At 63.8% G+C, this 22179-nt stretch carries 24 protein-coding genes; 13 read left to right on the top strand and 11 right to left on the bottom strand.

Annotation, left to right across the window (positions count from 1 at the left end):
- Positions 1-141: 141 nt before the first annotated feature.
- A complete protein-coding gene (locus NCR93_RS11150) occupies positions 142-408 on the top strand; it encodes a hypothetical protein (protein WP_008342754.1) in 267 nt (88 codons plus the stop codon).
- A 165-nt stretch (positions 409-573) separates the two neighbouring features.
- Positions 574-1452 carry an O-acetylserine/cysteine exporter gene (locus tag NCR93_RS11145; protein ID WP_008342753.1) on the top strand — a complete coding sequence of 293 codons (879 nt, stop codon included), beginning with the start codon at positions 574-576 and terminating at the stop codon, positions 1450-1452.
- Between the two features lie 19 nt (positions 1453-1471).
- Here the strand turns inward: NCR93_RS11145 and NCR93_RS11140 are convergent, their stop codons facing one another.
- Entirely contained in the window at positions 1472-2974 is a 1503-nt protein-coding gene (locus NCR93_RS11140; RefSeq protein WP_175980461.1) for an N-acetylmuramoyl-L-alanine amidase, read from the bottom strand.
- Positions 2956-3528, bottom strand: a complete 573-nt coding sequence (tsaE, locus tag NCR93_RS11135; RefSeq protein WP_008342749.1) for a tRNA (adenosine(37)-N6)-threonylcarbamoyltransferase complex ATPase subunit type 1 TsaE — start codon at positions 3526-3528, stop codon at positions 2956-2958. Before tsaE ends, NCR93_RS11140 begins: the two co-directional genes overlap by 19 nt.
- Positions 3529-3546: 18 nt before the next feature.
- Here tsaE and queG point away from each other — a divergent pair, with 18 nt between their 5' ends.
- The 5 genes from queG to plsY all read left to right on the top strand — a co-directional run bounded on the left by queG (position 3547) and on the right by plsY (position 7439).
- The gene (gene queG, locus NCR93_RS11130; protein ID WP_250518306.1) at positions 3547-4788 is read left to right on the top strand and encodes a tRNA epoxyqueuosine(34) reductase QueG; all 1242 of its coding nucleotides are present in this window, start codon (positions 3547-3549) and stop codon (positions 4786-4788) included.
- Positions 4785-5261, top strand: a complete 477-nt coding sequence (locus NCR93_RS11125; protein ID WP_034471573.1) for a methylated-DNA--[protein]-cysteine S-methyltransferase — start codon at positions 4785-4787, stop codon at positions 5259-5261. The genes queG and NCR93_RS11125 overlap by 4 nt, the downstream gene beginning before the upstream one ends.
- Positions 5258-6187 (top strand): site-specific tyrosine recombinase XerD, encoded by a 930-nt coding sequence (xerD, locus tag NCR93_RS11120; protein WP_008342745.1) that lies wholly within the window; start codon positions 5258-5260, stop codon positions 6185-6187. Before NCR93_RS11125 ends, xerD begins: the two co-directional genes overlap by 4 nt.
- Positions 6188-6284: 97 nt before the next feature.
- Positions 6285-6776 (top strand): Cys-tRNA(Pro) deacylase, encoded by a 492-nt coding sequence (ybaK, locus tag NCR93_RS11115; RefSeq protein WP_008342744.1) that lies wholly within the window; start codon positions 6285-6287, stop codon positions 6774-6776.
- Between the two features lie 36 nt (positions 6777-6812).
- The gene (plsY, locus tag NCR93_RS11110) at positions 6813-7439 is read left to right on the top strand and encodes a glycerol-3-phosphate 1-O-acyltransferase PlsY (protein WP_008342743.1); all 627 of its coding nucleotides are present in this window, start codon (positions 6813-6815) and stop codon (positions 7437-7439) included.
- Positions 7440-7499: 60 nt separating this feature from the next.
- Here the strand turns inward: plsY and NCR93_RS11105 are convergent, their stop codons facing one another.
- The gene (locus NCR93_RS11105) at positions 7500-7985 is read right to left on the bottom strand and encodes a YajQ family cyclic di-GMP-binding protein (protein WP_008342740.1); all 486 of its coding nucleotides are present in this window, start codon (positions 7983-7985) and stop codon (positions 7500-7502) included.
- Positions 7986-8088: 103 nt separating this feature from the next.
- On the opposite strand from NCR93_RS11105, the gene murB reads away from it, so the two are divergent.
- On the top strand, positions 8089-9105 hold the full coding sequence (gene murB / locus NCR93_RS11100) for a UDP-N-acetylmuramate dehydrogenase (protein WP_008342739.1): 1017 nt from the start codon (positions 8089-8091) through the stop codon (positions 9103-9105).
- Between the two features lie 55 nt (positions 9106-9160).
- On the opposite strand, the gene NCR93_RS11095 is transcribed toward murB, so the two are convergent.
- Together NCR93_RS11095 and argF are read right to left on the bottom strand one after the other, a co-directional pair.
- Entirely contained in the window at positions 9161-10390 is a 1230-nt protein-coding gene (locus tag NCR93_RS11095; protein ID WP_008342738.1) for an argininosuccinate synthase, read from the bottom strand.
- 163 nt (positions 10391-10553) lie between these two features.
- Positions 10554-11483, bottom strand: coding sequence for an ornithine carbamoyltransferase (gene argF, locus NCR93_RS11090; RefSeq protein ID WP_175980455.1), 930 nt, complete (start codon positions 11481-11483; stop codon positions 10554-10556).
- A 517-nt stretch (positions 11484-12000) separates the two neighbouring features.
- On the opposite strand from argF, the gene NCR93_RS11085 reads away from it, so the two are divergent.
- On the top strand, positions 12001-12339 hold the full coding sequence (locus tag NCR93_RS11085) for a DUF3579 domain-containing protein (RefSeq protein ID WP_008342735.1): 339 nt from the start codon (positions 12001-12003) through the stop codon (positions 12337-12339).
- A 163-nt stretch (positions 12340-12502) separates the two neighbouring features.
- Here the strand turns inward: NCR93_RS11085 and rpsT are convergent, their stop codons facing one another.
- A complete protein-coding gene (gene rpsT, locus NCR93_RS11080; protein WP_008342733.1) occupies positions 12503-12781 on the bottom strand; it encodes a 30S ribosomal protein S20 in 279 nt (92 codons plus the stop codon).
- 369 nt (positions 12782-13150) lie between these two features.
- On the opposite strand from rpsT, the gene murJ reads away from it, so the two are divergent.
- Together murJ and NCR93_RS11070 are read left to right on the top strand one after the other, a co-directional pair.
- The gene (gene murJ, locus NCR93_RS11075) at positions 13151-14701 is read left to right on the top strand and encodes a murein biosynthesis integral membrane protein MurJ (RefSeq protein ID WP_008342730.1); all 1551 of its coding nucleotides are present in this window, start codon (positions 13151-13153) and stop codon (positions 14699-14701) included.
- Positions 14701-15543: a SirB1 family protein gene (locus NCR93_RS11070; protein WP_008342728.1), complete on the top strand. Its 843-nt coding sequence runs from the start codon at positions 14701-14703 to the stop codon at positions 15541-15543. The genes murJ and NCR93_RS11070 overlap by 1 nt, the downstream gene beginning before the upstream one ends.
- A 27-nt stretch (positions 15544-15570) precedes the next feature.
- Here the strand turns inward: NCR93_RS11070 and NCR93_RS11065 are convergent, their stop codons facing one another.
- The 5 genes from NCR93_RS11065 to lpxK form a co-directional block, all read right to left on the bottom strand.
- On the bottom strand, positions 15571-16329 hold the full coding sequence (locus tag NCR93_RS11065; protein ID WP_008342727.1) for a 3-hydroxyacyl-CoA dehydrogenase: 759 nt from the start codon (positions 16327-16329) through the stop codon (positions 15571-15573).
- A gap of 198 nt (positions 16330-16527) precedes the next feature.
- Complete coding sequence (gene adk, locus NCR93_RS11060; RefSeq protein ID WP_008342724.1) at positions 16528-17193, bottom strand: adenylate kinase; 666 nt, start codon at positions 17191-17193, stop codon at positions 16528-16530.
- Between the two features lie 296 nt (positions 17194-17489).
- Positions 17490-18281: a 3-deoxy-manno-octulosonate cytidylyltransferase gene (gene kdsB / locus NCR93_RS11055; RefSeq protein WP_008342722.1), complete on the bottom strand. Its 792-nt coding sequence runs from the start codon at positions 18279-18281 to the stop codon at positions 17490-17492.
- 10 nt (positions 18282-18291) lie between these two features.
- Entirely contained in the window at positions 18292-18498 is a 207-nt protein-coding gene (locus NCR93_RS11050) for a Trm112 family protein (RefSeq protein WP_008342720.1), read from the bottom strand.
- The gene (lpxK, locus tag NCR93_RS11045) at positions 18479-19495 is read right to left on the bottom strand and encodes a tetraacyldisaccharide 4'-kinase (RefSeq protein WP_008342717.1); all 1017 of its coding nucleotides are present in this window, start codon (positions 19493-19495) and stop codon (positions 18479-18481) included. The genes NCR93_RS11050 and lpxK overlap by 20 nt, the downstream gene beginning before the upstream one ends.
- A gap of 494 nt (positions 19496-19989) precedes the next feature.
- Between lpxK and xseA the strand changes: the two genes are divergently transcribed.
- Positions 19990-21357 carry an exodeoxyribonuclease VII large subunit gene (gene xseA / locus NCR93_RS11040; protein ID WP_175980453.1) on the top strand — a complete coding sequence of 456 codons (1368 nt, stop codon included), beginning with the start codon at positions 19990-19992 and terminating at the stop codon, positions 21355-21357.
- Between the two features lie 209 nt (positions 21358-21566).
- The gene (gene sodB, locus NCR93_RS11035) at positions 21567-22148 is read left to right on the top strand and encodes a superoxide dismutase [Fe] (protein ID WP_175980452.1); all 582 of its coding nucleotides are present in this window, start codon (positions 21567-21569) and stop codon (positions 22146-22148) included.
- The last annotated feature ends 31 nt before the right edge of the window (positions 22149-22179 follow it).

Raw genomic sequence — 22179 nt, 5'->3', positions numbered from 1 at the left:
GTGGATCAGCCGATTCTACCGGCCGATGCCGCGCGGCGCAGGCGTTGCCGCCGAGACTTTCGTTTTTTTGGTGCCGCGTGGATTTCACGCTCGCGGCTTGGCGCAACTTTCGCAACGTGACAATCTGGATAGGGAGTCGAAATGAGCAAGAACAAGCTTTTGATCGCCATCACCGCTGGCCTTTTCACGGCCACCGCCGCAACGGGCGCGTTCGCGCAGACCTCGTCGGGCAATTCGTCGGCGGCGATGGGCAACGATACGGTCGGCGCAACCACCGATAGTTCGGCCGCCACGACGCCTAAGAAGCACAAGATGCACAAGCACACGACGAAATCGACGGCGACCAAGAAGACGCCGGCCGTCGAAACCGGCAACAACGCCAACACGGAATCGGGTCAGTCGAAGTAGGCGCCGTTTCGCATCATCGCAGCGAAAGCGCTCGCGCCTTTCACGAGGCGCGGGCGCTTTTTGCGTGCATCGTCATGCCGCGCAGGATTTGACAAGCCTGCCGCCGCGCCCTCGGCTACACTTTACGGCTCGCCAACGACGCACATGACACAAGGAAGAGGGGCGATGTCGCCAAAGGATTTGCTGATCGCATCGGTGGTCATTCTCGCGTGGGGCGTGAATTTCGTCGTCATCAAGCTGGGACTGCACGGTGTTCCGCCGATGCTGCTCGGCGCGCTGCGCTTCGCGCTCGCCGCCGTGCCCGCAATCTTCGTCAAGCGTCCGCAGATACCGCTGCGCTGGCTCTTCGCCTACGGCCTCACCATTTCTCTCGGGCAGTTCGCGCTGCTTTTCTACGGCATGTACGTGGGCATGCCCGCCGGTCTCGCGTCGCTCGTGCTGCAGGCGCAAGCATTCTTCACGCTCATCTTCGCGTCGATGTTCCTCGGCGAGCGCATCCGCGCGGCGAACGTCGCCGGCCTGCTGATCGCGGCGGCGGGGCTTGCGCTCATCGGCATGCGCGGCGGTCACGCGATGACCATCACCGGCTTTCTCTTCACGCTCGCCGCCGCCGCGATGTGGGCGCTCGGCAATATCGTGACGAAGCGCATGGGCAAGGTCGATCTGCTCTCGCTCGTGGTGTGGGGCAGCCTGATTCCGCCGCTGCCGTTCCTCGCGCTCTCGCTCATCTTCGAAGGCGCGGCGCGCATCGAATCCAGTCTGGCGACGATTCCGCTCATCTCGATCTTCGCGATTCTCTATCTTTCGTTCATCGCGACGATCGTCGGTTACAGCTTGTGGGGAAAGTTGCTCGCGCGCTATCCGGCGGGAAGCGTCGCGCCGTTCTCGCTGCTCGTCCCGGTGATCGGGCTGGCGTCGGCGGCGCTGTTTCTCGGCGAGGGTTTGAATTCGGCGCAGGTAGCGGGCGCGGCGCTCGTGATGGCGGGACTCGTGGTGAACGTATTCGGCGCGCGGCTCGTTCAGCGCATTCTGCCGGCGCGCTGAACGAAACCCGGCCGGATTTTTACGTCATGCGGCTCTTCGCGAGCGGCGGATTTGCCGCGAAGTAGCGCTTGATGCCCTTCATGATCGCGTTGGCCATCTTGTCGCGATAGGCGTCGTCGTTCAGGCGCGTTTCCTCGTCCGGATTGCTGATGAACGCGGTCTCCACGAGGATCGACGGAATGTCCGGCGCCTTCAGCACGGCGAAACCCGCCTGCTCGACCGAACCCTTGTGCAGCTTGTTGATGCCGCCGATTTCGTTCAGCACGAAACTGCCGTAGCGCATCGAATCGCGGATCTGCGCGGTCGTCGACATGTCGAAGAGCGCGCGGTTCACGCTCGCGTCCTGCGACTTCACGTTGATGCCGCCGACCTGATCCGACGAGTTTTCCTTGTTCGCCATCCAGCGCGCAGCCGCGCTCGACGCGCCATGCTCCGACAGCGCGAACACCGACGATCCACGCGCTTCGGGCGACGTGAAGGCATCGGCGTGAATCGACACGAAAAGATCGGCGGAGACGCGCTGCGCCTTTTGCACGCGCACGTTGAGCGGCACGAAGAAGTCGGCGTCGCGGGTCATCATCGCGCGCATGTTGGGCTGGGCGTCGATCTTCGCGCGCAGCTTCTTTGCGATGTCGAGCGCGATGTGCTTCTCATACGTGCCTTGGCCGCCGATCGCGCCCGGATCTTCGCCGCCGTGACCGGGATCGATCGCGACGGTGAGCAGGCGCGTCGTGCCGGCGCCTTGCTTGGGCGTCGAGAATGCGTAGGCGTCGTTGTCGTCGTCCTTCTTCGCGATGACGGGCGGCGGCGCCGGCACGCGCGGCTTGACCGCCGGTTTCGGCGGCGTTTCGGCGGGCGTTTCGTTCTGCGCGTACTTTTGGAAGAACTCGTCGGTGGAATCGGGCGTCGTCGGTTTCTGCGCGGTCGCCGGCCCGGAAAGCGTCGCGGGCGGCGGCGCGGACGGATTCGGATTGGCGCGGTCGAGCGCTTCCTGCTTGCGCTCGGTCTGCGCGAGCAGTTCCATCAGCGGATCGGGCGCGACGGCCGGATACAGATCGAACACGAGCCGATATTTGTAGCTGCCGATCGGCCCGAGCGTGAACACCTGCGGCTTCACCGATCCTTTCAGATCGAACACCATGCGCACGACATGCGGCTGATATTGCCCGATGCGCACCGCCTGAATCTGCGGATCGTTCGGCGTGATCTTCGAGACGAGATCGCGCAGCGCCTGATCGAGATCGATGCCGGAGAGATCGACCACGAGCCGGTCCGGCCCCTGCAATAGCTGATTGGCGTTCTGAAGCGGCTGGTCCGATTCGATCGTCACGCGGGTGTAGTCGCGCGCGGGCCACACGCGCACGCCGAGCACGCTGCTCGCATGCGCGAGCTTCGGTCCGACGAGCGCGAGCACGAGCGTCGAAGCGCCTGCGCGCAACACCTGACGGCGACGCCAGTTGTGCGGCGCTTGGGCAGCCGATTCGATCGAATGAAATGGCTTGATCAACATCTTTCGAGACATGACTTTCCTGTTTCGCTAAATGCCCGCGCGGTCAGCACGCGGCCTTCATCGTTCGACGTTCCTTCGTCCGGCAGGGACAGCGCAAACACGAGATCCGGCACGCCGAGCAGGCCGCCCGCCTGTTGCGGCCATTCGACGAGGCACACCGCGCCCGCATCGAAATATTCGCGAAAGCCGGCATCGGCCCATTCGGCCGGATCGGCGAAGCGATAGAGATCGAAGTGATAAACGTCGAGCGGACCGCTTTTGGTGACGAGCGAATACGGCTCGACGAGCGTGTAAGTCGGGCTCTTCACGCGGCCGACGTGGCCGAGCGCGCGCAAGGTCGCGCGCACGAGCGTGGTCTTGCCCGCGCCGAGATCACCGATCAACTGGACTTGCAGACCGTGAAAACGTTCAGACGAAGCGTGCGATATGGACAGACGCGTAGCGTCGATGGCGCGCGCGAAGCGTTCTCCGAAAACGAGCGTCGCGGCTTCGTCGCGCAGGTCGAAGCGGCGTTCGAGAAGCGCGGCGGATAAGTCTTGCGTCGTTCGTGCGGGGCTTTCGGGCATTGCTCGTAAAATGTCGTGATGAACCGATTGCCGGAACATTCCGTTGAAATCACGACAGCGTCCAGCGACGCCGCCGCTGAATCCGATTCAGAGTCTCGCGTCTTCGATCTCGATGAAAACGCGCTGGCAGAACTCGCGCAGCGCATCAAGACATGGGGGCGCGAGTTGGGGTTCGGTGCGGTCGGCATCAGCGATATCGACCTGACGGATGCCGAGAAGGGCCTGACTGATTGGCTCGAAGCAGGCTATCACGGCGAAATGGATTATATGGCCAAACATGGGATGAAACGCGCAAGACCGGCCGAGCTTGTGGCCGGCACGCGACGTGTCATCACCGCGCGCATGGCCTATCTTCCTGCGGAAACGCTCGCGAAAAAGGGCGATGAAAGTGTCGCGACAGCCGACGGTCAGAAGAACGACTGGCGCGCGATCGAATGGTCGCGGCTCGCGAAGCCGTCGCAGGCGATGGTCTCCATCTACGCACGCGGGCGCGATTATCACAAGGTCATGCGCAATCGCCTGCAGCAGCTGGCGGAGCGCATCGAGCGCGAGATCGGGCCGTTCGGGCATCGCGCGTTCACGGATTCAGCGCCGGTGCTCGAAGTCGCGCTCGCGCAGAAAGCGGGCGCCGGCTGGCGCGGCAAGCATACGTTGCTGCTCGATCGCGACGCCGGATCGCTCTTCTTCCTCGGCGAAATTTTCGTCGATGTCCCGTTGCCCGTCGATCCGCATCCCGAGCACGAAGGCGCGCATTGCGGGCAGTGCACGCGCTGCATCGGCGCGTGTCCGACGGGCGCGATCGTGGCGCCGTATCGCGTCGACGCGCGGCGCTGCATCTCGTATCTGACGATCGAACTGCACGGCAGCATTCCCGAGGAGATGCGTCCGCTGATCGGCAATCGCGTGTATGGATGCGACGATTGTCAGCTCGTCTGTCCGTGGAACAAGTTCGCGCAGGCCGCGCCGGTCGCGGATTTCGACGTGCGCCACGGACTCGATCGCGCGACACTCGTCGAGCTGTTCGCATGGAGCGCGGCGGATTTCGACACGCGCATGCAGGGCAGCGCGATCCGGCGCATTGGGCATGAGCGCTGGCTGCGCAATATCGCGGTCGCGATGGGCAATGCGTTGCGCGATCCGTCGCTCGATGCGGAAGAACGCGAAGCGATCGCCGATGCATTGCGCGCGCGTGCGGACGATTCCTCGGCGTTGGTGCGCGAGCATGTGCTGTGGGCGCTCGATCAAGGGACAAGAACGTGAAGCCATTCGATGCCGTGATCGACGCCCCGTTCGGCAAGGTCGGCATTCGCGCCGATGCGCAATGCGTGCGCGAGATCGTCTATCTGCCGGACGATGTCGGCAGCATTGAGCCTGAAACGCCGCTCGCGAAGGAAGCCGCCGCGCAGATCCGCGCGTATTTTCAGACGCCTTCGATGCGCTTCGACCTACCGCTCGCGCTTCGCGGCACCGCGTTTCAGCAGCGCGTATGGCGCGGCATCTCGGGCATCGCGGCGGGCCAAGTCTGGACCTATGGCCAGCTCGCGCGCGAGATCGGCAGCGTGCCGCGCGCGGTCGGGCAGGCGTGCGGCTCCAATCCGCTGCCGATCGTGATACCGTGCCACCGGGTAGTGGCCTCGGGCGGGATCGGCGGTTTCGCGCATCATCCCGGCGAAGGTTTTTATCGCAACGTGAAGCGCTGGCTGCTGGCGCATGAAGGTGTATCGATCGCATGACGAGCGCAACGACTGAAGCAATACAAGCACCGGGACTCGTCGCGAGTCAGGACGCGATCGATCTCTTTTGCGATGCGCTCTGGCTCGAACACGGCCTCGCCAAGAACTCGCTCGAAGCGTACCGGCGCGACCTCAAACTCTTCGCGGAATGGCTCGGCAAGACGCGCGGCGCGTCGATCGATGCCGCCGTCGAAGCCGACATGAACGGCTACATGGCCGCGCGCCGGGGCGACAAGGCGACGTCCGCGAACCGGCGTCTGTCGGTCTTTCGGCGCTATTACGCGTGGGCGTTGCGCGAGCATCGCGTGTCCGCCGATCCGACGCTCAAGCTGCGCTCGGCCAAGCAGCCGCCGCGCTTTCCGTCGACGCTCAACGAGTCGCAAGTCGAGGCGCTGCTCGGCGCACCCGACATCGAGACGCCGCTCGGCTTGCGCGACCGCACGATGCTCGAACTGATGTATGCGAGCGGCCTGCGCGTGACCGAGCTCGTCACGCTGAAGACGGTCGAAGTCGGCCTGAACGAAGGCGTCGTGCGCGTGATGGGCAAAGGCTCGAAAGAACGCCTGATTCCGTTCGGCGAAACGGCGCACGACTGGCTCGAACGGTATCTGCGCGATGCGCGTCAGGTGCTGCTCGGCGCGCGCTCCGCCGATGCGCTCTTCGTCACCGCGCGCGGCGAAGGCATGACGCGCCAGCAGTTCTGGAACATCATCAAGCGTCATGCGCTGAACGGCGGCGTGCACGCGCCGCTCTCGCCGCACACGCTGCGGCACGCGTTCGCGACGCATCTGCTCAATCACGGCGCGGACCTGCGCGTCGTGCAATTGCTGCTCGGCCACTCGGACATCTCCACGACGCAGATCTACACGCACGTCGCGCGCGAGCGGCTGCAGAAGCTGCATCGGGAGCATCATCCGCGCGGATAGCGTCATCTGCGAACGATCGTGCCACGGCCGCGTTGCGCTGCATACTCGGCCGAATGGCCGATGGTGAGCGCCACGGCGCGCCGCTACAATGCGTGGCATGTCGAAAGCCAAACACGTGTCCGAAACGCCCGCGACGCAATTCCTGCGTCGTCACAAGGTTGAATTCGGCGAGCATCCTTACGATTACGTCGAGCACGGCGGCACGGAGGAATCCGCGCGTCAGCTCGGCGTGGACGAACATATCGTAGTCAAGACGCTCGTCATGGAAGACGAGCACGCCAAGCCGCTGATCGTCCTCATGCACGGCGACCGCACGGTATCCACGAAGAATCTCGCGCGTCAGATTGGCGCGAAGCGCGTCGAACCCTGCAAGCCCGAAGTGGCGAACCGGCATTCGGGGTTTCTCGTGGGCGGCACGTCGCCGTTCGGCACGAAAAAAGCGATGCCGGTGTACGTCGAATCGAGCATTCTCGAACTCGATCGCATCTATCTGAACGGCGGGCGGCGGGGGTATCTCGTGAGCATCGATCCGAACGTGCTGACCGAGTTGCTGGGCGCGAAACCCGTGCAGTGCGCGAGCGTCGATTAGAATGCGTTCCGCTCTCGCCATAACCGAAAAGACACCATGATTTTTCTGCTCGTCGCCGTCGCGTCCTATCTGATCGGATCGATTTCGTTTGCCGTCGTCGTGAGTCACGCGATGGGACTGGCCGATCCGCGCTCGTACGGCTCGGGCAATCCCGGCGCGACGAACGTGCTGCGCACCGGCAACAAGAAGGCTGCGATCCTGACGCTGATCGGCGATGCGTTCAAGGGCTGGCTGCCCGTGTGGATCGTCGCGCACTTCGGCGCGAGCTTCGGCTGGGATCAAACGGGCATCAACACGGCGACGGCGCTCGCGGCCATCGCCGTGTTCCTCGGGCATCTGTACCCGGTTTTCTTCAAGTTCCAGGGCGGCAAGGGCGTCGCGACGGCGGCGGGCGTGCTGCTCGCGATTCATCCGGCGCTCGGTATCGCGACGCTGCTCACGTGGCTCATCATCGCGTTCTTCTTCCGCTATTCGTCGCTCGCGGCGCTCGTCGCGGCCGTGTTCGCACCGTTCTTTCAGGTGTTTCTGTTCGGGCCGAGCCGCATCTCGCTCGCCGTGCTGGCGATGAGCCTGCTGCTCATCTGGCGGCATCGCGCGAATATTTCGAAGCTGCTGGCCGGCAAGGAAAGTCGCATCGGCGAGAAAAAGAAGGTCGCCGAATAATGCAAAAAGCCGTTCGGGCGCAAACCGGAACGGCTTTTTCGTTTCTGAAGCAATCAGGAATCAGTCGCGGAAGTTGTTGAAGTCGAGCGGCGTGTCCGTGACTTCCTTCTTGAGCAGCGCGATGGCGCTTTGCAGGTCGTCACGCTTCGCGCCTTGCACGCGCACAGCGTCGCCCTGAATGCTCGCCTGAACCTTGATCTTGCTGTCCTTCACGATCTTGACGATCTTCTTCGCCAGATCGCCCGACACGCCTTTTTTCACCGTGACGACTTGCTTCAATTTGTCGCCGCCGATTTTCTCCTGCTTGCCGTAGTCGAGGAAACGCACGTCGACGCCGCGCTTGGCCATCTTGTTCAGCAGAACGTCCTTCACCTGGCCGAGCTTGAAGTCGTCGTCGGCGTAGAGCGTGAGTTCGCGCTCCTTCTGCTCGACGCGTGAATCCGAACCCTTGAAGTCGAAGCGCGTCGAGATTTCCTTGTTCGATTGCTCGATCGCGTTCTTCACTTCGATCATGTTTGCTTCGCTGACGACGTCAAACGATGGCATCTGTCTTTCTCCTTCATTGAGGCGACGAGCGCGCCGGGCAGGCGTGGCTCGCGCAATCGCTATAATCACGGACCTGTCGTCATTCTACCGACGCGCTTCGTTCATGTCGCTCCAGCTCCTCTCCGATTTCTCTCTGCTCGCCCACAACACGTTCGGCTTCGACGCGCGCGCGCGTCACGCGATGCGTATCGATTCCGTCGATGCGGCCGCCGCGCTCGCCACCGATGCGCGCATCGCAAACATGCCGCAACTCGTGCTCGGCGGCGGCAGCAATATCGTGCTGACGCGCGATTTCGACGGCGTCGCGCTGATCGTCGGCATTCGCGGCAAACGCGTGATCGGCGAAGACGACGATGCGTGGCTCGTCGAAGCCGGCGCGGGCGAGAACTGGCACGATTTCGTCGCGTGGACGCTCGCGCAGGGCATGCCGGGGCTCGAAAACCTCGCGCTGATTCCCGGCACGGTCGGCGCGGCGCCGATTCAGAACATCGGCGCGTACGGGCTGGAAATGGGCGAGCGCTTCGAGCGGCTGACGGCGGTAGAACTCGCGACCGGCGCACGCGCGAAATTCGATCGCGCCGCGTGCGCCTTCGGTTATCGCGACAGCTTCTTCAAGCGGGCAGGGCGCGGGCGCTTCATGATTACGTCGGTCACGTTCCGGCTGCCGAAAGCGTGGACGCCGCGCGCGGATTACGCCGACGTCGCCCGCGCGCTCGACGGCGCCACGACGCCGGATGCGCAAGCCATTTTCGATGCGGTCGTCGCCGTGCGCCGCGCCAAGCTGCCCGACTGGACCGCGCTCGGCAACGCGGGCAGCTTCTTCAAGAATCCGGTCGTGAGTGCGCAGGCGTTCGAGGCGCTCAAGCGGCGCGAACCGGGCGTCGTTTCGTATCCGCAAGCCGACGGGCAAGTGAAGCTCGCGGCGGGCTGGCTGATCGACCAGTGCGGATGGAAAGGGCGCGGCATCGGCGGCGCGGCGGTGCACGATCGTCAGGCGCTCGTGCTCGTGAATCGCGGCGGCGCGACGGGCGCGCAGGTGCTCGAACTCGCCGAAGCCATCAGGCGCGACGTGCTAGCACGTTTCAATGTCGAACTGGAGATGGAGCCGGTGCGCGTCTGAAAACGAAAAAACCCGCCGCGGCGGGTTTTTTCTCGAGCCTGATTCCAACGAAAGATCAGTCCCCGCGCTGACGGCGCGCGTTCTCCGCGATACGCATGCGCAGTGCGTTCAGCTTGATGAAGCCGCCGGCATCGGCCTGGTTGTAGGCGCCGCCGTCGTCATCGAACGTCGCGATGGTCTTGTCGAACAGCGTTTCCTTCGAATCGCGAGCGACGACCGACACGCCGCCCTTGTAGAGCTTCACGCGCACCCAGCCGTTGACCTTCTCCTGCGTGTGGTCGATCAGCACCTGCAGCGCGCGGCGCTCCGGGCTCCACCAGTAGCCGTTGTAGATCAGCGATGCGTAACGCGGCATCAGATCGTCCTTGAGGTGCGCCACTTCGCGGTCGAGCGTGATCGACTCGATACCCCGATGCGCCTTCAGCATGATCGTGCCGCCCGGCGTTTCATAGCAGCCGCGCGACTTCATGCCGACGTAACGGTTCTCGACCAGATCCAGACGGCCGATGCCATGCTTGCCGCCGAGACGGTTCAGCTCGGTCAGCATCTCGGCGGGCGACAGGGGCTTGCCGTTCAGCGCGACCGGATCGCCCTTCTCGAATTCGATATCGACATATTCCGCCTGATCCGGCGCCTCTTCCGGCGACACGGTCCAGCGCCACATTTCGGCTTCGGCCTCGGCCTTCGGGTCTTCCAGATGGCGGCCTTCGAACGAGATGTGCAGCAGGTTCGCGTCCATCGAGTAGGGCGCGCCGCCTTGCTTGTGCTTCATTTCGATCGGAATGCCGGCCTTTTCCGCATACGCGAGCAGCTTTTCGCGCGAGAGGAGGTCCCATTCGCGCCACGGCGCGATCACCTTGATGCCGGGTTCGAGCGAGTAGTAACCGAGCTCGAAGCGCACCTGATCGTTGCCCTTGCCGGTCGCGCCGTGCGAGACGGCCTGCGCGCCGGTCGCGCGCGCGATCTCGATCTGGCGCTTCGCGATCAGCGGACGCGCGATCGACGTGCCGAGCAGATACTCGCCTTCGTAGATGGTGTTCGCGCGGAACATCGGGAACACGAAATCGCGGACGAACTCTTCACGCAGGTCTTCGATGAAGATGTTTTCCTGCTTGATGCCGAGCTGGAGCGCCTTCTTGCGCGCGGGCTCCAGCTCCTCGCCCTGACCGATGTCGGCGGTGAAGGTCACGACTTCGGCGTCGTAGTTGTCCTGCAACCATTTCAGGATGACGGAGGTGTCGAGACCGCCCGAATAGGCGAGCACGACTTTCTTGATATCGCTCATGGTGAACTCGTGTGCGGAAAAGCCGGTGCGGCGGTTGTGCGCCGCTTCGCGTCCGCCGGGCGCGCGACGGGCATGAAGTGCGCGGAAAAACTACTATTCTGACATTAAAAAGCCGCGCCTTCGCAAATTTGGGATGCGCGGCGAATCGGCAGCGCAGATTCGCTCAGTGATTCAGCTTGCCGAGCAGGAGATACTCCATCAGCGCCTTCTGCACGTGCAGACGGTTCTCCGCCTCGTCCCATACGACGCTTTGCGGACCGTCGATGACTTCCGCGCTCACTTCCTCGCCGCGATGCGCGGGCAGGCAGTGCATGAAGAGCGCATCGGGATGGGCGCGCGCCATCATCTCGGCATCGACGCAGTAGTCGGCGAACGCCTTCATGCGCGCTTCGTTCTCGGCTTCGTAGCCCATGCTGGTCCAGACGTCCGTCGTGACGAGATCGGCGCCGGCGCAGGCTTCGTTCGGATCGTCGAATTCTTGAAAAAACGGCTTGCTTTCCCCGGCAACCAGCGCGGGATCGAGCTTGTAGCCGAGCGGCGTGGAAAGACGCAGTTTGAAGCCGAGAATCTGCGCCGCTTCGATCCACGTGTACAGCATGTTGTTCGCGTCCCCGACCCACGCGACGGTCTTGCCGGAAATCGGACCGCGATGCTCGTAGAACGTGAAGATGTCCGCGAGCACCTGACACGGGTGATATTCGTTGGTCAGCCCGTTGATGACCGGCACGCGCGAGCTTTCCGCAAAACGCCGGATGATGTCCTGGCCGAACGTGCGGATCATGATGATGTCCACCATGCGCGAGATGACCTGCGCCGAATCCTCGATCGGCTCGCCGCGGCCGAGTTGCGTATCACGCGTGTTCATGAACACCGCATGGCCGCCGAGCTGGAAAATGCCCGCTTCGAACGAAAGGCGCGTGCGCGTCGAGCTCTTCTCGAAGATCATCGCGAGCGTGCGATCGTGCAGCGGATGATAAGTCTCGTAGTTCTTGAACTTGCGCTTCAGGATGCGCGCGCGTTCGAGCACGTACTCATAGTCGTCGAGGGAAAAATCCTTGAACTGAAGATAGTGGCGAATTTTCTTGGCGGTCATGAAACGCAAGCGGCGGCTTCGAACCGGCCGCCGCGCATCAGCGTCGAGGCCGGACGGCGCCGCCGTCGGGAGTGGGTATCGCTTTTGAGCATAAAGGATTTTGCGATGTTTGACGAGGCTGGCCAAAAGGACGAGGATGCGCGCGCAGGCCCGTCTCACGGCCTCGGGCTGTCCCTGATGGACGCATCCCATGTCTGTGTGCGCTGCGGAAAACAGGCCGCTGCGGTATAATCACGCTCGCTCGTTTCAACAGTTCTGCAACATTCAGCACCGTTTCACGCGCTTCTGCGGCGAAGGGTTCGCAAGAATCCGGTCGGCGTGACTTTGCGCGTTCCGATTTCGCGGTGGATTGCCCAGTGCTGTCGAGTCCGCCATTTCCTGTCGCGGGCGCGGACGATTCCGCCAGAATCGACCCGCGCAAGACCGCCCGGCGCTTTTCGCTAGCCGGCTCCTGCGGTTCCTGCGTCAGGCATGTGCGTTCCGGTGCGCGTCACCGGCCGTCAAAAGGTATTGCTACATGGCTGAATCATCCCCTACCGAGTACTTCATTCAAGGCATCACCAAGAGCGGGAGGAAATTTCGGCCGAGCGACTGGTCCGAGCGTCTCGCCGGCGTGATGTCGGGCTTCGGCCCAAAGGCGAAAGGGCCCAACGCCCGCCTGCAATATTCCATCTACGTGCGTCCGACGATGATCGGCGACATCAAGGTCGTGATTGTCGATTCCCGCCTGCGCGACATTGAACCGATGGCGTTCGACTTCGTTCTGAACTTCGCAAAAGACAATGATCTGGTCGTGACCGAGGCGTGCGAATTGCCGCCGCATCACGGCACGCAGACGCAGCAGCCTCAGTCCTGACCTCCGCGCGACGAAAGCCACAGACGAAAAGCGACAGACGCAAAAAAGCCCGCCGAAGCGGGCTTTTTCGTTACTGCGCAGCGGAAACAGGAAGCTGCTTCGGCGAACGCCCCGAACGCGAAACTCGCGAAACCGGAATGCGCCCGCCGGAAGCGAGCCGGAATTACTGGGCAGCGGGGGCTTGCAGGCCCTTGATGGCTGCAGCCAGGCGGCTCTTGTGACGAGCTGCCTTGTTCTTGTGGACGATCTTCTTGTCCGCGATGATGTCGAGCGTCTTGACCGACGTCTTGAACACTTCGGCGGCCTTGGCCTGATCGCCGGCTTCGATAGCCTTGCGAACTGCCTTGATGGCCGTGCGGAACTTCGAGCGCAGCGCCGAGTTGTGCGAGTTGGCTTTGGCGGCCTGACGGGCGCGCTTGCGAGCTTGTGCGGAATTTGCCATGACGGTTTCCCTTTTCCTGTTTCGCTGTTACTTGTCCGGAGCGCGCGGGGCCGGCGAAGGCCATGAAAGCCCTGACGCGGGCGATCGAGCGCGCTGCCTTTGATCTGAAATCCCGGGAACGATTGCCCGAGAACCTCTAAAACATCGCCGGCCGGGGCCGGAAAAGACGCGAAGCCGCAAAATCGGAGCGATTTTTGGGGCTTCGAAACCCGCGATTATAGCAAGGGAATATGAGACATGACAAGCGCGGCGTGGATCGCGCCGGCACGGGGCGGCTGCCTTGTCATCGGTCAAACGTGCGGCATTGGCCGCCAGCATTGCCCCGAGTCTCGTGGGCGCGCCGCTCGCGGCCCGTATAATAAGCGCCCCATGAATCTATTCCGAGCCCTGCTGACGGTCAGCGGCTTCACGCTGCTGTCGCGCGTGACCGGCCTGATCCGCGAAACGCTGATCGCCCGAGCCTTCGGCGCCAGTATCTATACCGACGCGTTCTACGTCGCGTTCCGAATCCCCAACCTGCTGCGGCGTCTCTCCGCGGAAGGCGCGTTCGCGCAGGCGTTCGTGCCGATCCTCGCCGAGTTCAAGAACAGCAAGGGCCACGATCCGACCAAGGCGCTCGTCGACGCGATGTCGACGGTCCTCACCTGGTTCCTCGTCGTGCTGTCGCTTTTCGGCATGCTGGGCGCGAGCTGGGTCGTGTACGCGGTCGCGTCGGGGTTGTCGCACGAGGGCGCGGCGTACGGCCTCGCCGTCTCGATGACGCGCATCATGTTCCCGTACATCGTCCTCATTTCGATGACGACGCTCGCCTCGGGCGTGCTCAACACGTACAAGCAGTTCTCGCTGCCCGCGTTCGCGCCCGTGCTGCTGAACGTGTCGTTCATTGCCGCGGCGGTGTTCGTCGCGCCGCATCTGAAGATTCCGGTTTATGCGCTCGCGTATGCGGTGATCGTCGGCGGCGTGCTGCAATTGCTCGTGCAACTGCCCGGCCTGAAGAAGATCGACATGACGCCGCGCATCGGGCTGAACTTCCGCGCCGCGCTCGCGCATCCCGGCGTCAAGCGCGTGCTGCTGAAAATGGTCCCGGCGATGTTCGCAGTGTCGGTCGGGCAACTGAGCCTCATCATCAACACGAATATCGCGTCGAACATCGGGGCGGGCGCGGTGTCGTGGATCAACTACGCCGACCGGCTGATGGAATTCCCGACCGCGCTGCTCGGCGCGGCGCTCGGCACGATCCTGCTGCCGAGCCTCTCGAAAGCGCACGTCGACGCCAATCACGACGAATACTCCGCGCTGCTCGACTGGGGCCTGCGCATCACGTTCCTGCTGGCCGCGCCGAGCGCGATCGCGCTGTTTTTCTTCGCCGAGCCGCTCACCGCGACGCTCTTTCACTACGGCAAGTTCGACAATCATTCGGTCGTGATGGTCGGCCGCGCGCTGTCGGCATACGGGATCGGGCTGATCGGCCTCATCCTCATCAAGATTCTCGCGCCGGGCTTCTACGCGAAGCAGGACATCAAGACGCCGGTGAAGATCGCGATCTTCGTGCTCGTCATGACTCAGGTGAGCAACTACATCTTCGTGCCGATTTTTTCTCACGCGGGCCTGACGCTCTCGATCGGCCTCGGCGCGCTCGCCAACGCGCTGCTGCTGTTCGCGGGGCTGCGCCGCCGCAAGATCTATGAGCCTTCGGCGGGCTGGCTGCGCTTTTTCGTGCAACTGATCGGCGCGTGCCTGATTCTTGCGGGGACGATGCATTGGGTGGCGATCAACTTCGACTGGATCGGCATGCGCGCGACGCCGGTCCTGCGCATCGCGCTTCTCGGTGCAAGTCTCGTCGTGTTCGCCGCGTTATATTTCGGTATTCTTGCCGCGATGGGCTTCAAGTACGCCTATTTCAAGAGACGCACGCTTTGATGACGACAACGCGTATCCTCGACTACTTCTCCTCGCTGATGGCGGACGACGACAGTCTTCCGCTCACGGAAGCCGCCTTGTCGCTCGCGCAGGACGCGTATCCCGATCTCGACATGCAGGCCGCGCTCGCGGAGATCGACGAACTCGTCGTGCGCGCCCGTCGCCGCATGCCCGACGACGCCGACGCGAAGCAGAAAGTCGATGCGCTGAATCGCTACTTTTTTCGCGAGCTGGGCTTCTCCAGCAATCTCAACGATTACTACGATCCGGATAACAGCCATCTGAATGTGGTGCTGCGTCGCCGGCGCGGCATTCCGATCTCGCTTGCCGTCATCTATTTGGAAATGGCCGAGCAACTCGGCCTGCCGGTGCGCGGGGTATCGTTTCCGGGGCATTTCCTTTTGCGCGTCGCGACGCCCGGCCACGATCTGATGCTCGATCCGACGACCGGCCAGACGCTCTCCGAAGCGCAGATGGTCGAGATGCTGGAGCCGTATGTGCAGCGCGTGGGCGAGTCGATCGGCAGCGCATTGCGCGTGCTGTTGCAGCCCGCGACGCGGCGCGAAATCGTCGCGCGCATGCTGCGCAATCTGAAGGGTATCTATCTGCAAACGGAGCGGTGGCAGCGTCTGCTCGCCGTTCAGCAGCGGCTGGTGATCGCGTTGCCGAACAGCATCGAGGAAGTGCGCGATCGCGGTTTCGCTTATGCGCGGCTCGATTATCTGCGACCGGCGCTGGAAGATTTGCAGCGATACATCGAGATTCGTCCGGATGCCGAGGACGCGACCGTCGTCGAAACCGAGCTGCACGAGTTGCGGCAGCGCACGCAGCAAGGCGACTGAACCAAGCCGCGCGCGCCGTGCAGAGCGTTACTTAGGCTGCATGCGGATCGCGCCGTCGAGGCGGATCACTTCGCCGTTGAGCATCGGGTTATCGAAAATCGACTTGACGAGCAGAGCGTACTCGTCGGGCTTGCCGAGGCGCGGCGGGAACGGCACCATCGCGCCGAGCGCGTCCTGAACTTCCTTCGGCATGCCGAGCAGCATCGGCGTTTCGAAGAGGCCCGGCGCGATCGTCATCACACGGATGCCGCTCTTGCTCAGATCGCGCGCGATCGGCAGCGTCATGCCCGCGACGCCGCTCTTCGATGCCGCATAGGCCGCCTGGCCGATCTGCCCGTCATAAGCCGCCACCGACGCCGTGTTCACGATCACGCCACGTTCGCCCGCCGCGTTCGCTTCGTTCTTCGACATCGCGTGCGCCGCGAGCCGGATCATGTTGAACGTGCCGATGAGATTCACCGACACCACCTTCGAGAAGAGATCGAGCGCGTGCGGACCGTCGCGGCCGACCGTCTTCGCCGCCGGCGCGATGCCCGCGCAATTCACGAGGCCGCGCAATGTGCCGAGACTCAACGCGGCATCGACGGCGCGTTGGCCATCGCTTTCCTGGCTCACGTCGCATTTGACGAACGCGCCCGACAGCTCTTTCGCGAGCGCTTCGCCTGCCGCGTCGTTCATGTCGGCGAGCACGACCTTGCCGCCTTGCGCCGCGATGAGCCGCGCGGTCGCCGCGCCGAGGCCCGACGCACCGCCCGTGATCAGAAAGGTGTTGCCTTGCATCTCCATGTCTCTTCTCCTTTTGTGCGATTCGTGCGCGCGAGAGCAGGGTTGAGCCGCTCGCGCCGATGTCATTCCTTTTGGGAAACGCGTCGATTGTAGCGAAGCCGCATGCTGCAAATTCGCACGACGGTCATGCGATTTCACGGACATAAAAAACCCGCTCACATGGAGCGGGTTTTCGTCGAACGCGAATCAGGCAGCGCGTTACTTGAGCGCGTCGAACACGCGCGTGCGGATTTCATCGACGGCGCCGAGGCCCGAAATCTTGCGATATTCCGGCGCCTTCAGGCCGTTCGGCGCTGCGCCGCTCTTCGCCCAGTCGTTGTAATACGCGATCAGCGGCTTGGTCTGCGCGACATACACGTCGAGACGCTTCTTCACGGTCTCTTCCTTGTCGTCGTCGCGCTGGATTAGCGGCTCGCCGGTGACGTCGTCGGTCATGTCGACCTTCGGCGGATTGAACTTGACGTGATACGTGCGGCCCGATGCCGCATGCACGCGACGACCGCTCATGCGCGTGATGATTTCGTCGAAGGGCACATCGATTTCGAGCACGTAGTCGATCGCCACGCCGGCGTCTTTCATGGCTTCGGCTTGCGGCAGCGTGCGCGGGAAGCCGTCGAAGAGATAGCCGTTCTTGCAGTCGTCGGCCTGCAGGCGTTCCTTCACGAGATTGATGATGAGCGAATCCGGCACCAGCTCGCCCGCATCCATGAAGCGCTTCGCCTCGACGCCGAGCGGCGAGCCTGCCTTGACGGCCGCGCGCAGCATGTCGCCGGTCGAAATCTGCGGAATGCCGAATTTCTCCTTGATGAAGTTTGCCTGGGTGCCCTTGCCCGCACCGGGTGCGCCCAACAGGATCAAACGCATGGTGATCTCTCCGAATCGTCTATAAACCGCTTCAAGCCGCGAGGCTGATTTGACATCCGGTGGCCAGGCTCGTGCGGCGTCGACGACAGGGCGCGCAGCCGAAAAGGAGACGGCGGGCACCTGCGGACAGCGGCGCAACGTTGAGCGTGGCGCTGACCGGAAGGCTCGCGCAATCGCTTGATTATGCCACGCCGCTTTACGATTGCGACCGTAATAACGCGGATAGAAAACGCCAGAAACCCCGCCGAATGGGCCATCCGGCGGGGTTTACACGGGTTGTCGAACAGAGATAGAGATCAGTCCGCTTCCGGGAAGAGCGCCTGAACGCGCGTGAGATCGGCGGGCGTGTCGACACCGGGCGGCGGTGCGTCTTGCGTCACGCGCACCGCGATGCGTTCGCCGTGCCACAGCGCGCGCAGTTGTTCGAGCGCTTCGGCTTCTTCGATCGGCGCTTGCGCGAGGTTCGGGAAGTCGCGCAGGAATTTCGCGCGATAGGCGTAGAGGCCGATATGCCGCAGCACGTTCTTCGGCACGGACGGCAGTGCCCCAAGCGCGGCGACGTCCGGCCAGTGCGGTTGCCAGAGATCGCGCGTCCACGGAATCGGCGCGCGCGAGAAGTAGAGCGCGCGGCTCTGCGCATCGAGCACGGCCTTCACGACGTTCGGATTGAACACGTCGGCGGGATCGTGAATCGGATGCGCGGCCGTCGCGATCGCGCATTCGGGATGCGCCGCGAGGTGATCGGCGACATCGCGCACGAGCTGCGGATCGATTAGCGGCTCGTCGCCCTGAACGTTGACGACGATGGCTTCGTCGGCCCAGTTCATACGCGTCGCGACCTCGGCGAGCCGATCCGTGCCTGTGGGGTGATCCGAGCGCGTCAACATGACTTCGACGCCGTGATCGCGCGCGGCCTCGACCACGCGGTCGGAGTCGGTCGCGACGAGCACTTGCGAAGCGCCCGATTCGCGCGCGCGCTCGGCGACGCGCACGACCATCGGCTTGCCGCCGATATCGGCGAGCGGCTTGTTCGGCAGGCGCGTGGAAGCGAGGCGCGCGGGAATGACCGCGATGAACGGAACGGACATTTCAGCGTGCTCAGGCGTCGCCGACGGGTTTGAGCGGCTCGACGGGCGTGCCCTCGACGGTCTGACGCGCTTCGTCGACGAGCATCACGGGAATGCCGTCGCGGATCGGATAGGCGAGTTTGTCCGCGCTGCAGACGAGTTCCTGCGCGGCGCGATCGTAACTGAGCGGGCCTTTGCAAATCGGGCAAACGAGGATTTCAAGCAGACGTGCGTCCACGGAGTTTCTCCACAACAAGAGCGATGAGGCGCGGCCGCAGCACGGCTTGCACCGGAACGACCCAGATGCGTGCATCGCGCCAGGCGCCCAATTTTACTGCATCCTTTTCGGTGATCAGGATGGCATCGGCGTCGACGCCGGCGAACGGATTCTCGCGATACGCGTAGTGATCGGGAAAAGCGCGCGTCGCCGGCGCGATGCCCGCCGCGCGCAGCGTCGCGAAGAAGCGTTCAGGCGAGCCGATGCCCGCCGCCGCGACCACTTTCTCGCCGGCGAACTGATCGAGCGGGCGGCGCTGATGCGGATCGTCGAGCAGCCACGCGTCGCCGGATTCGAGTTCGAGCGCGAACGTGTTCGGCCACGGCGGCAGCGTGCGCTCGTAGGGACTGTTGATGAGCGTCGCGTCGCGGCGGCGCGACATCGGCTCGCGCAACGGACCCGCGGGCAGCAGAAAGCCGTTGCCGCCGAGACGGTCGTCGAACACGACTAGCTCGAACGCGCGCGCGAGGCGATAGTGCTGCAGGCCGTCGTCGGAAACGAGGACATCGACGTTCGGATGCGCTTCGATCAGCGCCTTCGCCGCCGCGACGCGGTCCGGGCAGACGAATACCGGCGCGTGCGTGCGCCGCGCGATCAACAGCGGTTCGTCGCCGACCTGCTCGGCGGCGAAGCTTGCCGTGACGCTCGTCGGCTTGGCGATCTTCGCGCCGTAACCGCGCGAGATCACGCCGGGCTGGAATCCGGCGGCGCGCAACGCCTCGACGAGCGCGATGACGGTCGGCGTCTTGCCCGTTCCGCCGACGGTCACGTTGCCCACGACGACCACCGGCGCGCCCACTTCGACGCGCTTCATCCAGCCGAGGTCGTAGAAGGCGCGCCGCGTGGCAGCGATCGCGCCGAAGATGCACGCGAAAGGCGTCAGCGCCCACGCGACGGGGCCGCGCCGGCGCCATTCGCGGGCGAGGAAGTTTTCGAGCGGCGGTTTGAAATCAGACATGGACCGCCTTCGCGATGAACGCTGGCGGGCGGCAAGTCGGGTACGGCATGGCGTGCAACGGCAGCTCCTTGGATGACGGTCGGCGTTGGACGATGCCCGGCTTTTCGCGGCCCGGGACAAGCAGGTTTCGGCCGCGCCAGCCGGTGCTGGAACCCGGCACTCTAGCGCGCGCGGGGCGTGGGCGCCAGTCAGGAGCGCGGGAGAAAGGGCGACGCCATCCGATCCGCACGCCTGTGGATAACTCTGTGAAGAACTTCCCGCCGCCACACCGCGATCGCGCGTCAGGAAAGAGTTGCTCCGGGGCTGACAGTATCCATAAAAATTTAACGTCGAAAAATCAATGGCTTGAAACGAACTCACCAGCCTCTGGCGATGCCGCTCCGCACGCGGCGGTAAGTCTTTCTGTGTGGACACTTGTTACACTTGCGTACCTCGTTCAGCGGCGTTTGTCCATCGCGCACAGCGCCGCGCCTGAAGATTTTTCTCGTCCAGCCATGACTCACGATTCACTGCAGTCGCAAAGCGGCGATGCCGTCATCCCCGTTTCCGCGCTCAATCGCGCGATCAGTTCGATGCTCGAACGGTCATTTCCGCTCGTGTGGGTATCGGGCGAAGTGTCGAATTTCACGCGCGCGGCGAGCGGCCATTGGTACTTCTCGATCAAGGACGCGAACGCGCAAATGCGCTGCGTGATGTTCCGCGGCCGCGCGCAATACGCCGAGTTCACGCCGCGCGAGGGCGACAAGATCGAAGTGCGCGCGCTCGTCACGATGTACGAGCCGCGCGGCGAACTGCAGCTCAACGTGGAAGCGGTGCGGCGCACGGGGCAGGGCCGGCTCTACGAAGCGTTTCTGCGGCTGAAGGCGCAGCTCGAAAGCGAAGGGCTCTTCGCGGCCGAGCGAAAGCGCGCGTTGCCTTCGCATCCGCGCGGCATCGGGATCGTGACGTCGTTGCAGGCGGCCGCATTGCGCGATGTCCTCACGACGCTCGCGCGCCGCGCGCCGCATGTGCCGATCGTCGTGTATCCGGCGCCGGTGCAGGGCGCGGGCGTCGGCGCGAAGCTGGCGGCGATGGTCGAAGCCGCGAACGCGCGCCGCGAGGTCGATGTGCTGATCGTGTGCCGCGGCGGCGGCTCGATCGAGGATCTCTGGGCGTTCAACGAGGAAGTGCTCGCACGCGCGATCGCGGCGAGCGCGGTGCCGGTGGTGAGCGGCGTCGGGCATGAGACGGATTTCACCATCGCCGATTTCGCCGCCGACGTGCGCGCGCCGACGCCGACCGCCGCCGCTGAGCTCGTCAGTCCGCAGCGCGTGCTGCTGTTGCGCGAGCTCGATCATCGACATGCGGCGCTCGCGCGCGGCTTCGGCCGGATGATGGAGCGCCGCGCGCAGCAGCTCGACTGGCTCGCGCGCCGGCTCGTGAGCCCCGCGGAACGGCTGGCGCGGCAGCGCGCGCATCTGCGGCAACTGGCAAGCCGGCTCGCCGCGGCGGGCGCGCGGCCCGTGCGCGATGCGCGCGCGCACTTCGCGCTGGTGCACTACCGCTGGCAGCGCAGACGTCCGAATGTGGCCGCCGAGCGCGAGCATCTGTTGCGGCTCGCGCAGCGTATCGGCAGCGCGCATGAGCGGCGCGCCGACCGTGAGAAAGCGTGCATTTCGGAACTGGCAGCGCGCTTGCAGGTGCTGAGCCCGCAGCGCACACTCGAACGCGGTTATGCCGCATTGATCGACGCGCAGACGGGCCGCGCCGTGCGTGCACCGAACGCATTGAAACCGAAGCGGCCGCTGACGGTGCATCTCGCGGAAGGATCGGCGGATGTGCTGCTCGCCGATGTCCAGGCGCGTCTGTCAGACGAATTCTGAGCCCGGCGCGGCGCGCGGAATCGGCGTACATTTGACGTGCCTGACGAGGCTCCTCAGAGCACTTTTTACGCCGCGTGAGGCGATTGGAAAGCAATCTTGCTCATAAAGAGCACACGGTTTGCTGGGTTATCCCAACTCGCCTACAATCCAGTGCTCCACTGCTGGACGCCACACAATCCCACAATCCACATAGAAAGGAAGCTCGCATCATGGAACATACGCTCCCGCCGCTGCCGTTCGACAAGAACGCGCTCGCTCCGCACATGTCGGAAGAAACGCTCGAGTATCACTATGGCAAGCACCACCAGACCTATGTGACGAACCTGAACAAGCTGATCCCCGGCACCGAGTTCGAAAACCTGCCGCTGGAAGAAATCGTCAAGAAGTCGTCGGGCGGCGTGTTCAACAACTCGGCGCAAGTATGGAATCACACGTTCTTCTGGAACAGCCTGTCGCCGAACGGCGGCGGCACTCCGACCGGCGCGCTGGCTGATGCGATCAACGCAAAGTACGGTTCCTACGACAAGTTCAAGGAAGAATTCGCCAAGGTCGCGACCGGCACGTTCGGCTCGGGCTGGACGTGGCTCGTGAAGAAGACCGACGGCACCGTCGATATCGTGTCGACGAGCAACGCCGCCACGCCGCTCACGACGGACGCGAAGGCGCTCCTGACCATCGACGTGTGGGAGCATGCGTATTACATCGACTATCGCAATGCGCGTCCGAAGTTCATTGAGGCTTACTGGAATATCGTCAACTGGGATTTCGCGTCGAAGAATTTCGGTGCGTAAGTAAGCGCGCGTGAAACTGGATTGCCGCATT

It is taken from the genome of Caballeronia sp. ATUFL_F1_KS39, assembly GCF_023630985.1.
GTDB classification, from domain to species: domain Bacteria; phylum Pseudomonadota; class Gammaproteobacteria; order Burkholderiales; family Burkholderiaceae; genus Caballeronia; species Caballeronia zhejiangensis.
The sequence above is the reverse complement of the archived record's forward strand: the minus strand, read 5'-3'. Positions and strand labels throughout refer to the sequence as shown.

Excerpts from the sequence above, each read along its gene's own strand:
- NCR93_RS11150 (WP_008342754.1), top strand. The coding sequence starts at position 142 with ATGAGCAAGAACAAGCTTTTGATCGCCATCACCGCTGGCCTTTTCACG.
- NCR93_RS11145 (WP_008342753.1), top strand. The coding sequence starts at position 574 with ATGTCGCCAAAGGATTTGCTGATCGCATCGGTGGTCATTCTCGCGTGG.
- NCR93_RS11140 (WP_175980461.1), bottom strand. The coding sequence starts at position 2,974 with ATGTCTCGAAAGATGTTGATCAAGCCATTTCATTCGATCGAATCGGCT.
- tsaE (WP_008342749.1), bottom strand. The coding sequence starts at position 3,528 with ATGCCCGAAAGCCCCGCACGAACGACGCAAGACTTATCCGCCGCGCTT.
- queG (WP_250518306.1), top strand. The coding sequence starts at position 3,547 with ATGAACCGATTGCCGGAACATTCCGTTGAAATCACGACAGCGTCCAGC.
- xerD (WP_008342745.1), top strand. The coding sequence starts at position 5,258 with ATGACGAGCGCAACGACTGAAGCAATACAAGCACCGGGACTCGTCGCG.
- ybaK (WP_008342744.1), top strand. The coding sequence starts at position 6,285 with ATGTCGAAAGCCAAACACGTGTCCGAAACGCCCGCGACGCAATTCCTG.
- plsY (WP_008342743.1), top strand. The coding sequence starts at position 6,813 with ATGATTTTTCTGCTCGTCGCCGTCGCGTCCTATCTGATCGGATCGATT.
- NCR93_RS11105 (WP_008342740.1), bottom strand. The coding sequence starts at position 7,985 with ATGCCATCGTTTGACGTCGTCAGCGAAGCAAACATGATCGAAGTGAAG.
- murB (WP_008342739.1), top strand. The coding sequence starts at position 8,089 with ATGTCGCTCCAGCTCCTCTCCGATTTCTCTCTGCTCGCCCACAACACG.
- NCR93_RS11095 (WP_008342738.1), bottom strand. The coding sequence starts at position 10,390 with ATGAGCGATATCAAGAAAGTCGTGCTCGCCTATTCGGGCGGTCTCGAC.
- argF (WP_175980455.1), bottom strand. The coding sequence starts at position 11,483 with ATGACCGCCAAGAAAATTCGCCACTATCTTCAGTTCAAGGATTTTTCC.
- NCR93_RS11085 (WP_008342735.1), top strand. The coding sequence starts at position 12,001 with ATGGCTGAATCATCCCCTACCGAGTACTTCATTCAAGGCATCACCAAG.
- rpsT (WP_008342733.1), bottom strand. The coding sequence starts at position 12,781 with ATGGCAAATTCCGCACAAGCTCGCAAGCGCGCCCGTCAGGCCGCCAAA.
- murJ (WP_008342730.1), top strand. The coding sequence starts at position 13,151 with ATGAATCTATTCCGAGCCCTGCTGACGGTCAGCGGCTTCACGCTGCTG.
- NCR93_RS11070 (WP_008342728.1), top strand. The coding sequence starts at position 14,701 with ATGACGACAACGCGTATCCTCGACTACTTCTCCTCGCTGATGGCGGAC.
- NCR93_RS11065 (WP_008342727.1), bottom strand. The coding sequence starts at position 16,329 with ATGGAGATGCAAGGCAACACCTTTCTGATCACGGGCGGTGCGTCGGGC.
- adk (WP_008342724.1), bottom strand. The coding sequence starts at position 17,193 with ATGCGTTTGATCCTGTTGGGCGCACCCGGTGCGGGCAAGGGCACCCAG.
- kdsB (WP_008342722.1), bottom strand. The coding sequence starts at position 18,281 with ATGTCCGTTCCGTTCATCGCGGTCATTCCCGCGCGCCTCGCTTCCACG.
- lpxK (WP_008342717.1), bottom strand. The coding sequence starts at position 19,495 with ATGTCTGATTTCAAACCGCCGCTCGAAAACTTCCTCGCCCGCGAATGG.
- xseA (WP_175980453.1), top strand. The coding sequence starts at position 19,990 with ATGACTCACGATTCACTGCAGTCGCAAAGCGGCGATGCCGTCATCCCC.
- sodB (WP_175980452.1), top strand. The coding sequence starts at position 21,567 with ATGGAACATACGCTCCCGCCGCTGCCGTTCGACAAGAACGCGCTCGCT.